General features: G+C 62.4%; 12 protein-coding genes and 1 tRNA gene. 6 read left to right on the top strand and 7 right to left on the bottom strand.

Features of this window, described 5'->3' with window-relative positions; all coding sequences use genetic code 11:
- Positions 1-75: 75 nt before the first annotated feature.
- The 4 genes from QUV21_RS02970 to QUV21_RS02955 all read right to left on the bottom strand — a co-directional run bounded on the left by QUV21_RS02970 (position 76) and on the right by QUV21_RS02955 (position 5,066).
- Positions 76-2,808, bottom strand: a complete 2,733-nt coding sequence (locus QUV21_RS02970; RefSeq protein ID WP_300853051.1) for a Hint domain-containing protein — start codon at positions 2,806-2,808, stop codon at positions 76-78.
- A gap of 167 nt (positions 2,809-2,975) precedes the next feature.
- On the bottom strand, positions 2,976-3,614 hold the full coding sequence (locus QUV21_RS02965) for a Hint domain-containing protein (protein ID WP_300853050.1): 639 nt from the start codon (positions 3,612-3,614) through the stop codon (positions 2,976-2,978).
- A gap of 462 nt (positions 3,615-4,076) precedes the next feature.
- Positions 4,077-4,160: transfer RNA gene (locus QUV21_RS02960), tRNA-Leu, on the bottom strand.
- A 48-nt stretch (positions 4,161-4,208) separates the two neighbouring features.
- The gene (locus tag QUV21_RS02955; RefSeq protein WP_300853049.1) at positions 4,209-5,066 is read right to left on the bottom strand and encodes a neutral zinc metallopeptidase; all 858 of its coding nucleotides are present in this window, start codon (positions 5,064-5,066) and stop codon (positions 4,209-4,211) included.
- Positions 5,067-5,298: 232 nt separating this feature from the next.
- On the opposite strand from QUV21_RS02955, the gene QUV21_RS02950 reads away from it, so the two are divergent.
- A complete protein-coding gene (locus QUV21_RS02950; protein WP_300853048.1) occupies positions 5,299-5,766 on the top strand; it encodes a disulfide bond formation protein B in 468 nt (155 codons plus the stop codon).
- A gap of 65 nt (positions 5,767-5,831) precedes the next feature.
- Here the strand turns inward: QUV21_RS02950 and QUV21_RS02945 are convergent, their stop codons facing one another.
- On the bottom strand, positions 5,832-7,025 hold the full coding sequence (locus QUV21_RS02945) for a deoxyguanosinetriphosphate triphosphohydrolase (RefSeq protein WP_300853483.1): 1,194 nt from the start codon (positions 7,023-7,025) through the stop codon (positions 5,832-5,834).
- A gap of 79 nt (positions 7,026-7,104) precedes the next feature.
- Between QUV21_RS02945 and QUV21_RS02940 the strand changes: the two genes are divergently transcribed.
- The 3 genes from QUV21_RS02940 (at position 7,105) to xth (ending at position 9,046) form a co-directional block, all read left to right on the top strand.
- Positions 7,105-7,431 carry an iron-sulfur cluster assembly accessory protein gene (locus QUV21_RS02940; protein WP_300853482.1) on the top strand — a complete coding sequence of 109 codons (327 nt, stop codon included), beginning with the start codon at positions 7,105-7,107 and terminating at the stop codon, positions 7,429-7,431.
- A 68-nt stretch (positions 7,432-7,499) separates the two neighbouring features.
- Entirely contained in the window at positions 7,500-8,219 is a 720-nt protein-coding gene (locus tag QUV21_RS02935) for a hypothetical protein (RefSeq protein WP_300853047.1), read from the top strand.
- Between the two features lie 47 nt (positions 8,220-8,266).
- Entirely contained in the window at positions 8,267-9,046 is a 780-nt protein-coding gene (gene xth, locus QUV21_RS02930) for an exodeoxyribonuclease III (RefSeq protein WP_300853046.1), read from the top strand.
- 30 nt (positions 9,047-9,076) lie between these two features.
- On the opposite strand, the gene QUV21_RS02925 is transcribed toward xth, so the two are convergent.
- On the bottom strand, positions 9,077-10,258 hold the full coding sequence (locus tag QUV21_RS02925; protein WP_300853045.1) for an FAD-dependent oxidoreductase: 1,182 nt from the start codon (positions 10,256-10,258) through the stop codon (positions 9,077-9,079).
- A 71-nt stretch (positions 10,259-10,329) separates the two neighbouring features.
- The gene (dksA, locus tag QUV21_RS02920) at positions 10,330-10,752 is read right to left on the bottom strand and encodes an RNA polymerase-binding protein DksA (RefSeq protein ID WP_300853044.1); all 423 of its coding nucleotides are present in this window, start codon (positions 10,750-10,752) and stop codon (positions 10,330-10,332) included.
- Positions 10,753-10,923: 171 nt separating this feature from the next.
- On the opposite strand from dksA, the gene QUV21_RS02915 reads away from it, so the two are divergent.
- Together QUV21_RS02915 and QUV21_RS02910 are read left to right on the top strand one after the other, a co-directional pair.
- Positions 10,924-11,766, top strand: a complete 843-nt coding sequence (locus tag QUV21_RS02915; RefSeq protein ID WP_300853043.1) for a MoxR family ATPase — start codon at positions 10,924-10,926, stop codon at positions 11,764-11,766.
- Between the two features lie 227 nt (positions 11,767-11,993).
- The gene (locus QUV21_RS02910) at positions 11,994-13,322 is read left to right on the top strand and encodes a DUF2927 domain-containing protein (protein ID WP_300853042.1); all 1,329 of its coding nucleotides are present in this window, start codon (positions 11,994-11,996) and stop codon (positions 13,320-13,322) included.
- Positions 13,323-13,331 lie beyond the last annotated feature (9 nt).

Genomic DNA, 13,331 nt, shown 5'->3' with positions numbered 1-13,331 from the left:
TCCCGACAGGACCGAATGGCGCCGCCGGACGTCGTGACTTTTCCCGCTGACGCGCGTCAAGGCCATCGCAACCGGTCAACCGGCAAGCAGAACCCTTGCCTCATGAGCCTTGAGAGACAACCGGGCCGACGCATAACTGTTTGCGCTCGTGGCCATTTCCGGGAACAGCGCCACCACCTCGGCCCGGACTGCGGCTTCCATCGCAGACAGCATCCGCTCGGCCGGCTGGAAGCTCTCGGTCCAGATCCCGTCCGATTGCACGATCTCGTGCCGATCAAACAGGATGTGGATGTAGCAAACCCCGTCAGCCGGCAAGGCCCGCGTCACCTCGGGGCGACCCAGAAGATGCTTTGCGGCAACAAGCACCTCGGCCTCGCCAAACAGAAGCTCCGCCGTCGCACCTTCAATCAGCAGCCGATGTTGCGGCGAAACAAGCATCGACCGATCAGGCCCTGTCCCGTCAAATGCACCCCGTCCGATCCGAACCGGTTGCAGATCTGGATTTGCGACCAGATCCAGATGGGAAAGCTGACGTTTTCCGACCCAGCACAGGGGCTGTAGCCCATGGTCACGCGTCAGCACCAGATCACCCGGCACCAGTGTCTCGACAGCCACTTCGCCCCTATCGGTCATGATCATCGTGCCGGGCGTAAAGCAGGGAATGACCTTCTCGATCTCGGTGAATTCGATGACGGACAGCAGGATGGTCTTGGCATCATCGGCATAGATGCTGATGGTCCCGGTTTCACCGGTCGGATCGGTCAGAAGGTCATAGGTGACGACAACCTTTGCCCAGTCAAACTCGCTCAGGTCGATCGTGTCATAGTCATTTTCAAACGGGCCACCAAGCGGGCCACCGCCAGAGATGAACTCTGCCGAAACTGTATCGCCGACGTCCGCCTGACGGATGATGAAAACGTCATTGCCATCACCGCCAAACAGCAAATCGATCCCGGCACCGCCTTCGATCGTATCGTCCCCGCTGCCACCGCTGATGCTGTCATTGCCAGCTCCGCCATAAAGCACGTCATTGTCGGCGCCACCGATCAGCGTATCCTGACCAATGCCACCATAAATCGTGTCATTTCCGGCCCCGCCAATGATCGAGTCATCATCCACGACGCTGATTGCTTCAAAGTGGATGTCCGACACCACGATGAACTGCTGTGATGTCCCCACATTGTCGTAGATGATCTCGATGCTCGCCACCGGGCCGGGGATCTGGATCAGGACCGAACCGTCGAACAGATTTGAACTGGTGTCGTTGCCAGTCGCAAGGATCGTATCGCCGGTGACCGAGATTTCACTGGAATATTCGATGAAATTGACCGGAACCAGATTTCCGTTTGCATCATAAGCGCGGACGATGATCCGGTCGGTCCAGGACGACCGGTCAATGTCCGAGATCCGGAACTGGACGTTTTCCACCTCCGAGCCGTAGCCGGACCCTGCGACAGAAGAGAAGTCGAAATTTACCTCGGTCGGCGTCCCCGCCCCGGGCCGCGACAGGTAGCCGGCGGAATTCGTATTGAAGGGCTCGCCAGGCTCGACGTAAAGCGGGTTGTCGTCTTCTGCCCTGAAGACATTGGCCACACCGGGGGCGTAGGTCACCGCGACGTTGATGCCGCCGGTATCCTGGGTGAACCCGCCGGCAAGGTTGGTGTTGTCGGGGGTGGCGGGCGTAATCCAGTTGAAATCAAGCGCTGTCGCGACCCGTTCACCGCTGTCCGGCCCACCGGTCAGCACATCATCATCGGCCCCGCCGTCGATGGTATCATTGCCCATGCCGCCAAAGACGGTATCCGCGCCTTCACCGGACACGATGGAATCATTCCCTGCGGCTCCGGACAATATGTTCGCGTCGTCGGTGCCACTTATCGTGTCATTGCCGCTGCCGCCGATCGCATTCTCGATCGAAACCAGCGTATCCGTGCCTTCACCCGTCGCGGTGCCGCCCGCGAGGTTGATGTTGAGATTGCCTGTCGCGCCAGTGAAATCGGCGGTGTCGGTGCCTGCGCCACCATCGAGGCTGTCGTTGCCCAGACCACCGGACAAAGTGTCGTTGCCATCACCGCCGAAAAGCCGGTCGTTCCCGCCCGCACCTGCCAGATAGTTTGCGCCTGAATCACCGGTAAGCGTATCGTTGCCGCTGCCGCCGATCGCATTTTCGATCGAAACCAGCGTATCCGTGCCTTCACCCGTCGCGGTGCCGCCCGCGAGGTTGATGTTGAGATTGCCTGTCGCGCCAGTGAAATCGGCGGTGTCGGTGCCTGCGCCACCATCGAGGCTGTCGTTGCCCAGACCACCGGACAAAGTGTCGTTGCCATCACCGCCGAAAAGCCGGTCGTTCCCGCCCGCACCTGCCAGATAGTTTGCGCCTGAATCACCGGTAAGCGTATCGTTGCCGCTGCCGCCGATCACGTTTTCGATCGAAACCAGAACGTCCGTCCCGTCGCCCGATGCGGTTCCATTGACAAGGTTCACCGTCAAGGCGCTGGTGGAGCCGGTGAAATCGGCGGTGTCGGTCCCGACGCCGCCGTCCAGCGTGTCGTTCCCAGTCCCACCGGTCAGCGTGTCATTGCCATCGCCGCCGAACAGCCCGTCGTTCTGGCTACCCCCAAACAGCCGGTCGTCACCATCACCGCCGTAAAGCGAATCGGCGCCACCATCCCCGTTGATTGTGTCATTTCCACCCAATCCGAAGACCGTATCTGCGCCACCTCCGGCCGAGATACTGTCATTCTCGCCCGCGAAGTTCTGGTCGCCGGTGATCGTATTGGCGCTGTTGCTGCCGGTAATAGTCGCCATCGTTCTTATCCTGCGCCTCGACCCCGCACTTGTTGACCGCGATCCGTGACCGAATTATGTCAGGGTTGGGGTATATCAAGGCAGCATTCGCCGCCTAAAGACCACAAAAAAGGGGTTCGCTCAAGTCATTGTTTTTGTTTATCTAAGGGATGCGCGCGTTCTGCGCATCAGGCGACGACCCCAAGAGCGGCGCCTTGCGTGACGGTCTGACGCGCGGGTCCATAGTTTGCCCGGCCTTCCGCCGTCTTGAGTTCCGGAAACACCTCATAGATCTCCAGACGCTGTGCGTTGCCGATCCCTTTGAGGCTCTGGTCTTCCGGCTGGAAACTCTCGGTCCAGATGCCATCGGCAAGAACGATCTCGTGCCGGTCGCACATGAAATGAATGTAGGTCGTGCCGCTGGACTGGACCGTATGCGCTCCCTGGGTCGTCAGATGCTTGGCCGCGACAAGAACCTCGCGCTCGTTGAAACGCAGGGTGCTGCGTTCGTTCGTCACCAGAACCCGGTGGTTTGGCGACACCATCATGTCACGCTCTGGCAGGTTCTTGCCCAGCGATCCTTGCCGGATGAACACTGGCAGCAGGTGCGGTTCGGCCTGAAAGTCATGCAGGAACATCTGCGTCTTGCCTACCCAGCGCACAGGCTGAATGCCGTTGTCGCGGGTGATCACCCGATCCCCCACGACCAGATGCTGCACCGGGCATTCCCCGCGCTGGGTGGTGACCATGGTTCCGGGTGTGAAACAGGGCGTGCTGCGCGGGAAGGTTCCATCGTTCCGGCGGTTCGTGATCAGGTCAAAAGTCATACCATTTCCTGTACATTGCAAATCGTGACTGCCCCCACCCAATCGTCTAACCCCTGACAGCATCGTCTGAAAAGTGAAAATTCATCACTCGAAATGCGCAAACGCGATGCAATTCGCCCTTGGCGTGTGCAGGCTTTCCACCAAGCCCAACCCGGCGCACAAAGACCTGAAGGCAGCCAAGGCAAAACGACACAAAGGATTTTTATAAACTATTGTTACAAAACATTATAAATCAATCCTACCTTCAGTTTTCGTATCGGATCACGCCGCCACGCCCAAACAATCCACAACCCTTGGTAGAGGCGCGCGGAGCCAATCACTTTTTCGAAGCAAGGTTAATGGAAAATGCCAATGTTTCCGGATCCGCCATGGATCCTTTCAAATCGAAGCAACTGCAATTTGAATAAAAACAACCTGATTCACGCGACTGCGAAACTATCAAATCAGGCTGTCAGGAAAAGGTGGTGCCCGAGGCGAGACTCGAACTCGCAAGCCTTGCGGCGGAGGATTTTGAATCCCCTGCGTCTACCATTCCACCACTCGGGCTCCGACCCTTCCTTTAGTCAACCTTCAGGCCATCGTCAATCGCTGCACCTAAAGCCGATCGACCGCGAAAGTGTCGCAGTCGGACATCTGCCCGGACCGCAACCCGACCATGAACCAGCGCGATCTCTGGTCTGACGTGCCATGGGTAAAGGTGTGCGGCATGGGGCGCTGGCCAGCGCTGCGCTGCAAGGTGTCATCGCCGATCTGCCGGGCGGCACTCACCGCCTCTTCCAGATCGCCCTGTTCCACCACGCCCAGCATCTTTGCCGCCTCGCGCGCCCAGATGCCGGACAGACAATCGGCCTGCAATTCCACCCGGACGGAGATCGCGTTGCTTTCGGTCTGGCTGACCTGCTGGCGGATCCGGTTTGCCTCGCCCAGAATGCCAAGCTCGTTCTGGACATGGTGGCCGATTTCATGGGCCACGACATAGGCTGCCGCGAAATCCCCCCTCGCGCCCAGCCGGCGCTCCAATGTGACGAAGAAGGCTGTGTCCAGATACACTTTGCGGTCTGCCGGGCAGTAGAACGGACCTGTCGCCTCGGACGCGCCACCACAGGCCGACCGGGTGCCTGTCTTGAACAACACCAGCGTCGCTGGACGGTAGGTCCGGCCCAGCTGGCTGCGGAAGACAGCCGCCCAGATCTCTTCGGTATCGGCAAGCACCACGGAAACGAATTCGCCCGCCGCCCGGTCCTCGGCCGTCAACTCGACCGGCGTCGATGTGGCCCCCGACCCGCCGGGATCCTGCAACAGCGGGGTCACATCGATGCCGAGAAACCAGCCAATCAGCAGGACGGCAACCAGACCAAGCCCGCCAACACCCCCTGCCCGCGCCCCACCTCTGCGGCCCGAGGACCGGCGGTCTTCGATGTTCCTGCTGCCCCGGCGGCCCTTCCAGTCCATGTCGTCCCCATCTTTGGTTTTGCGGCCCCTGCAGGGGCAAGCTCGTGCAGCGCATTTCCGACCAGGAGCGGCCGACGATCAAACCCTTCCCAACCTACTAACTGCCAAGGCGCCAAGCGCAAAGCCGGAAAGTCTGCGACAAGGCCACAGGCACGGCAGCGTGTCTTTCCCCCGCTGCGGACAGGGCGTATGGTCCGGCCACACCATGCCCCAACCCCGAAAGCCACCCCAGATGACGTCACGCCGTAGCCTTGCCCTGATCGCCACACTCGGCTCAGCGGCCCTGCTTGCAGGGGCCTTCGCCTTCCAGCACATCGGCGGAATGGCCCCGTGCCAGCTTTGCCTTTGGCAGCGCTGGCCGCATGCGGCGGCAGTCGTGATCGGGGCCATTGCCCTGGCCACGGGCCTGCGCGGTCTGGCCTGGCTTGGGGCGCTGGCGGCCCTGACCACGGCGGGAATCGGCCTCTACCACGTCGGCGTGGAGCAGTTCTGGTGGGAGGGGCTGGCTTCTTGCTCCGCTGGTTCAATTGCAGGGATTTCGGCCGCCGATCTGCTGAATCCGGCGGTTGATGTGGCGGCCCCTGTGCGCTGTGACGAGATTGCCTGGCAGATGTTCGGCATCTCGATGGCGGGGTGGAACACCATTCTGTCACTTGGACTGGCCGGCATCTGGGTCATGGCGGCGCTGCGACGCGACTGACCCTTGTGCCTTGCCATCGCGCGGACAGGCCTTGCTCTTTTCGAAAATACTCCCGCCGGAGGCACCTAGCTCTGTCGCAAGGCGCTGTCGGAAGACGGACCGAAAAGCCGTTGGTGTTCCTGAATTGCGAACCGGTCAGTCATGCCGGCAACATAGTCGGCCACGACGCGGGCAAGTCCGGTCTGGTCGGTTGCGTCCCTGACGTCGGCTTGCCATTCGACCGGCAACAAGGCCGGATCCGCAAGAAAAAGGGGAAACAGGTCATCGATCATCCGGGTGACTTCAGCCCGGACCGCCATGACCGACGGCGCGCGATACATCCGGTGAAAGAGAAAACTGCGCACCGCCTTCAGATCCTGATAGAGCGGCTTTGAAAAGCGGATCACGGTGGTCCCCAACTGGCGGATGTCATCTACCGATTTCGGCTGCGCAGAGGTCAGGCGGTTCTGGGCGACGGCAATCACGTCTTCGACCATCCGGCCAAAGACCCGGCGCAGGGCTTCGTGCCGGCGGCGCATCCTTTCAAGACCGGGGTAAAGCCGGTCAACTTCCTCGAACGCAGGGCCGGTGACGGGAAGCTCCATCAGGTCGGCCTCGCTGAACAGGCCCGAGCGCAGTCCGTCATGCAGGTCATGGTGGGAATAGGCCACGTCGTCGGCGATGGCTGCGACCTGAGCCTCGGCCGACGCGTGGGTGTCGAGCCCAAGATCCCAGCGCGCGTTCACCTCGGCAAGGGCATAGGGCAATGGTCCGGCGTGCTTGGCGTCGGCATTGGGTCCGGTCACCGGGCCGTTATGCTTGGCAATGCCTTCCAGCGTTTCCCAGGTAAGGTTCAACCCATCGAAATCGGCATAATGGCGTTCCAGCCGGGTCACGATCCGCAAGGCCTGAGCGTTATGGTCAAAGCCGCCATAGGGGGCCATCAAGCGTTCCATCGCGTCTTCGCCGGTGTGGCCGAAGGGCGTGTGGCCAAGGTCATGCGCCAGTGCCACCGCCTCGGCCAGATCGGTGTTGAGACCCAGAACCCCCGCGATCGTTCGCGCCACTTGCGCCACTTCGATCGTGTGGGTCAGGCGGGTGCGGTAATAGTCGCCCTCATGTTCGACAAAGACCTGCGTCTTGTGTTTCAGTCGGCGAAACGCGCTGGAATGGATGATCCGGTCCCGGTCGCGCTGAAAGGGCGAGCGGAAGGATGACAGACGCTCCGGCCAAAGCCTTCCGCGCGAATCCTCGGGTTGGCAGGCGTAGGGTTGCAGCATTCTGGCCTCGGCTTGTTCGGGGCGGTTGAATGACCTATATTCGCCGGGTGCGTGGAAGGATACAGGAACAGCCATGGAACTGACGCTTCCCCCCAAGGTCACCGACCGGGCCTTTTCCCGGCTGGCCGAAATTGCCGAACTCACCGGTGAGGTGAAACCGCTGCGCGTGGCCGTCGATGGCGGCGGCTGTTCCGGCTTTCAGTATGACATCCGGCTGGATGAGCCCGGCACCGATGATCTGGTGCTGGAAAAGGACGGGCAGAAGGTTCTGGTTGATGCCGTCAGCCTGCCTTTCCTTGCCAATGCCGTGATCGACTTCACTGATGAACTGATCGGCGCGCGTTTTGTGGTGCAAAACCCCAACGCAACCTCAAGCTGTGGCTGCGGCACGTCTTTTTCGATCTGAGCCGGAATAATCGGTGGTCTGCACAGTCGCGCGCGCTATCTGCCGCGTCTGGGTGCGGAGGGAGCCGGATGTCTGTTGTCTTGATGCTTGGATCTGCCCCCATGGTCGCCGAGGCGGCCGATTGGCCTCGCGCGCCGTTTGACCGGGTGGTCGCGATCAACAACGCGTGGCGGGTGCGGAAAGATTGGGATGCGCTGGCCTACCCTTGGGATTTTCCGCTGGATCGGCGTCCAGTGGCCGAACCGGGTCAGACGCTCGTGACGGAAGACCAATTCGTGCCGGCGCAAAATGCATTTGGCGGCTTTGTTTACGCTGGCGCTACAATGGCATTCACGGCGGGCTATTGGGCGCTGCATGACTTGCGCCCATCGGTCATCGCGGTCTTTGGCTGTGACATGCACTACGCGGCAACAGGCAGGACGCATTTCTACGGCACCGGCGCACCGGACCCGTTGCGCAAGGACATCACCCTGCGGTCGCTGGAGGCGAAGTCGGCCCGGCTGATGGTGCTGGGGGCGATGCAGGGCTGCGCGATGGTCAATCTTTCAACCGGCCCGTCCCGACTGATCTTCCCGCGCCTTGCGCGAGGTGCGGCGGCGCGCGCAAGACCACAGCCCTATTGCCCCGATACCGCCGCTGCGGCCTTGGCGGCCGAGGCGGCGCTTGGGTATTTCGTGCCATCGGGCCGGTATTGGGAAGACGCCACGCGCTTTGATCCCCTTGAACTGGACCGGCTGGATGCGCTTTGGCTGAAGGCCGCCACCCTGCCCATGCGTCAGACCGCTTGAATCCGGGGCTGGGGCGGGCCTAGAAGGGGGCGAACCGGAGGGCTGCCATGAAACTTGCCACCTTCAACATCAACGGCATCAAGGCCCGGATCGAGGCTTTGCCCGCATGGCTGACCACGGCCGCGCCCGATGTGGTCTGCCTGCAAGAGATCAAGTCGATCGACGAAAACTTCCCGCGTGAGGTGTTCGAGGCACTGGGCTACCGGGTCGAAACCCACGGTCAGAAGGGCTTCAACGGGGTGGCTATCCTGTCGAAACTGCCGCTGGCCGATGTTCGGCGCGGCTTGCCGGGTGATGACAGCGACGAACAGGCCCGTTGGATCGAGGCGGTGGTCGAAGGGGTGCGGCCCTTGCGGGTCTGCGGGCTTTACCTGCCGAACGGCAACCCCGCGCCGGGGCCGAAGTATGATTACAAGCTGGCGTGGATGGCCCGGATGGAGGCGCGGGTGACCGCGCTCCTGGCAAGCGAAGAGCCCTTTGTCTGCCTTGGCGATTACAACGTGATCCCGCAGGCCGAAGATGCCGCCAAGCCGGAAAACTGGGTGACGGACGCGCTTTACCTGCCGCAAAGCCGCGCGGCCTATCGCCGGATGCTGAACCTTGGTCTGACCGATGCAATCCGCGCCCGTCAACCGGGGCCGGGGGTCTATACCTTCTGGGATTATCAGGCCGGGGCGTGGGAGCGCAACAACGGCATCCGCATCGACCATCTCTTGCTCAGCCCGCAAGCCGCCGACCGGCTGGAAGACGCGGGCATCGACAAGGCGGTGCGCGGCGGCGAAAAGCCCAGCGACCACGTGCCGGCCTGGGTGCAACTGGCGGCGTGAGGTGCCAAAACCCTTCGAAGAATTTTGCGGCTAGACGGTCACGTCATGCCCGTAAAGCCAGTCAAAGCGCGACAGCATGGTTCCCGGCGACATCCGGCCCAGAAGGCGCAAGCCGGTATGGCCTACCAGACGTGGCAGGCCCGACAGGTGATAGGCCCGCGCGTTGGCGTCTGCAGCCGCCACGATCCGCGTGGTGCGGGGTTTGCGGGCGGCCTGATAGGCTGCCAGTGCTGCGGCCACGCTGTCATGTCTTGCCAGTGAATCGGCTAGAACCCAGGCGTCCTCCAGCGCCATCGATGCACCTTGGGCCAGAAATGGCAGCGTCGGATGTGCGGCATCGCCAAGGATCGCCACCGCGCCGTCTGACAGGCCTTTGGTCCAGCGATCGGCAACGGGGTGGCGGAACAGACCCCAAAGCCAAGGGTCTTCCACCCTGTCCAACCACCCCCTGACACGGGGGGAAAAACCCGCGAAGGCAAGGCGCAGGTCCATCGGGTCATCGCGAAGGGTCCAGCTTTCCTCTGCCCAGCGGCTGCGTTCCTCGACCGCCACGATGTTGCGCAGGGTGCCACCACGCAGGGGGTAGCTGACAAGATGGCGACCGGGGCCCATATGCACCTCTGCCACAGGCTGCGCGCCGGGTTCTGCCGCGATCACAGCCCGCCATGCGACCTGCCCGGTGAAAAACGGCGTCTCCGCGCCGTTCAGCGCCGTGCGCATCCGCGAATGAAGCCCATCCGCCCCGATCAGCAGCGAGGCTTCCAGCCGCTGCCCGCCTTCCAGCAAAACCGCGGGCTTTGCGCCGGCAAGATCGACCGCCTCGATCCGCGACAAAAGGCGCAAGGTGACCCCAGCCTCGGTCGCGGCGTGCAACAGCAGGCTGATCAGATCGGCGCGGTGCAGGAAGTGATACCCCTGCCCCGGACGCAGCCGGGCCAGATCAAGCCGGACGACACCTTCGCCCGATGGCCCGTCGATCAGTTCCACCGCCTGCCCGCGCAGGGAGGCCGCATCCAGCGCCCCTTGCAGCCCAAGCGCCCGCAGGACCGCCGCCCCATTGGGCGAGATCTGCAAGCCCGCACCAACCTCGCGGATGGCATCGGCCTGCTCCAGAACCGTGACCGACGCCCCCCGAAGCGCCAGCGCCCGCGCCACGGCCAATCCGGCAACACCCGCGCCGACCACCGTGACCTCTTGGCCAATCAGGCTCATCTCTTACCCCCGCAAACGAAAACGCCGGACCTTTCGGCCCGGCGCAAATGGCATCAGATGCCGCCGGGCGGTCAGTCTTCGCGGTGAACCTTCTCGCGCCGCTCGTGCTTTTCCTGCGCTTCAAGGGTCATGGTCGCAATCGGGCGCGCATCCAGCCGCTTGAGGCTGATCGGTTCGCCCGTCACTTCGCAATACCCGAATTCGCCATTGTCGATCCGGCGAATGGCGGCGTCGATCTTGCCCACCAACTTGCGCTGCCGGTCACGGGTGCGCAATTCCAGCGCTCGGTCGGTTTCCTCGCTCGCGCGGTCGGCGATATCGGGGACGTTGCGACCACTGTCTTGCAGGCTGCCGATGGTATCGGCCGACTGGTCCAGAAGCTCCTGCTTCCAGGTCAGCAGTTTGCGGCGGAAATACTCAAGCTGCCGATCATTCATGAAAGGCTCGTCCTCGGCGGGACGATAGTCGTCAGGCAGGAAAACCTCAGCCTTCATTGACACTCTCTCCTTTGCGTCGGATCGCTCCGACAGGTGGGCTTCTGTCATGATGCGCTCCTGTTGGGGCGCATGTAGCCCAAGGCCCGGGGAATGTCACTAGCGGTTGCGACATTTTCTTGGGGTCGGTAGGATTTGTGAAAGAACTGCAAACAGGGTGTTGAACAGGCGATGAAATTCTCTTCGACCGCGGCCTATGTGGCGACCGACGATCTGACGGTGGCGGTGAACGCGGCGGTAACGCTTCAGCGCCCGCTTCTGGTCAAGGGCGAACCTGGGACCGGAAAGACCGAACTTGCCCGGCAGGTGGCCGCAGCACTTGGGCTGCCGTTGATCGAATGGCATGTGAAATCCACCACCAAGGCCAGTCAGGGGCTTTACGAATATGACGCCGTCAGCCGCTTGCGTGACAGCCAGCTCGGCGATGCCCGGGTCAATGACGTGCGCAACTACATCCGCAAGGGCAAGCTTTGGCAGGCTTTTGAGGCGGAAGGTCGGGTGGTTCTGCTGATCGATGAGATCGACAAGGCCGATATCGAATTTCCCAACGACCTGTTACAGGAACTCGACCGGATGGAATTTCACGTCTACGAGACCGGCGAGACGATCCGCGCCAAGACCCGTCCGGTCATCATCATCACCTCGAACAACGAAAAAGACCTGCCGGATGCGTTTCTGCGCCGGTGTTTCTTTCACTACATCCGCTTTCCAGACCCCGAAACGCTGGCCGCCATCGTGCGTGTGCATTTTCCCACCATAAAGGACCAGCTTCTGACCGCCGCCCTGACGACCTTCTTTGAACTGCGCGAGGTGCCGGGGCTGAAGAAGAAACCTTCTACCAGCGAGGTGCTGGACTGGCTGCGCCTGCTGCTGGCCGAGGATCTGGCACCAGAAGATCTGCGCAAGGAAGTCCGCACTGCGCTGCCCCGCCTGCATGGTGCGCTTTTGAAGAATGAACAGGACGTGCAACTTTTCGAACGTCTGGCCTTCATGGCGCGTGGGCGGCAGGCCTGACGAATCGTGCGCGCGTTGCGTCCGACGGGACTCGCATGCAGCTGACATCTGACCCGCAATGTAACATTCCGTGACAACACAGGACAGATCTGGCCAAGTAGCCCACTTCAACCGCGAGGGATAGTGTCCCGGAAAATATGAACTTTCCGGCAATTGACTTCGCCGCCCTTCAGGCTTGATTGTTCCACAGTTCCTGACTTCCGGGGTCGCGCTACATCAGGTCTGCCATGCGTCTGCCTATCCTTCTTGCCGCTCTGTGCCTGGTCGCAGCCTGCGCGCCACCGGCACAGGTGTCCAAAAGCCCTGGACAGCCCGAAGTGGGCGTGGGCTTTGGCTTGCCTTCGCGGTTCGCGGCTTCGGCGGGGGGCGGTTCGACATTGGCGGGCGATTTCATGGACCTTTCTTTCGCAATGGAAAGCGGCCGTACGCTGGATGTCTTCAGCCGGTTTGAAGGCCCGGTGACAGTGGCGCTGGCAGGAACTGTCCCGCCAACGGCCCCGCGCGACCTTGGCGCGCTGATCGGGCGTTTGCGCGCCGAGGCCGGTCTGGACATCAAGCCTGCAAGCGGCGGCGGGGCAACGATCACAATCGAGTTCGCCGCCCGGTCCGACCTGCGCCGACTTGCTCCGCAGGCCGCCTGCTTTGTGGTCCCGAACGTGTCGTCCCTGGCCGAATACCGGCGCTTGCGCGGGTCTGCCGCGGTGGATTGGGCGCAGGTCACCCGGCGGGAACGGGCGGCGATCTTCATCCCCTCCGACACCAGCCCGCAGGAAGTCCGCGATTGCCTGCATGAGGAACTGGCCCAGGCCCTTGGCCCGTTGAATGACCTTTACCGGCTGTCGGACAGCGTCTTCAATGACGACAACTTCCATTCCGTGCTGACCGGCTTTGATATGGCCATCCTGCGTGCCTACTATTCCCCTTCCCTTGCCAGCGGCATGATGCGGGCCGAGGTGGCGGCGCGGTTGCCTGGCATTCTGGGCGGCGGAGCCGTGGGCGCGCAAAGTTCAACGCCCGCCGAATGGACCCGGTCGATCGAGACCGCGCTTGGCAAGAAAGGCCCGCTTGCGGCACGGCAGGACGCGGCCCGGCGCGCACTTGACATCGCGCGGGGGCAAGGCTGGAACGACGGACGCCTTGGCTTCAGCCATTTCGCCCTTGCCCGGCTTCTGGCCGGAACCAACCCGCAGCGCGCTATGGACGAATTTGCCCGTGCCGCCGACATCTATTCCCGCCACCCCGGCGGAGAGGTTCATCTGGCCCATATCGACATGCAGCTGTCAGCGATGGCCTTGGCCGGGGGCCTGACGGAACAGGCGATCAGGCTGGCGGACCGGGCGATTCCAGTGGTTCGGCGCCACGAAAACGCGGCTCTTCTGGCCACACTCCAACTGATCAAGGCCGAAGCGCTGGAACAGCTGGGTGACGCAAGGGCTGCGGCGGCGCTGCGCCTCGACACTCAGCCTCTGGCACGCTATGGCTTCGGCTCTGACAGCGCGGTCAGGGCCAGAATGCGGGATATCGCCGCCGTGGCCGGTCGCGCTGGCAACGGCTGAAGGGGCGTC

This window comes from Tabrizicola sp., assembly GCF_030373185.1.
GTDB lineage: Bacteria > Pseudomonadota > Alphaproteobacteria > Rhodobacterales > Rhodobacteraceae > Tabrizicola.
Note: the sequence above shows the minus strand (reverse complement) of the source record. Positions and strands in the feature narration are given on the sequence as shown.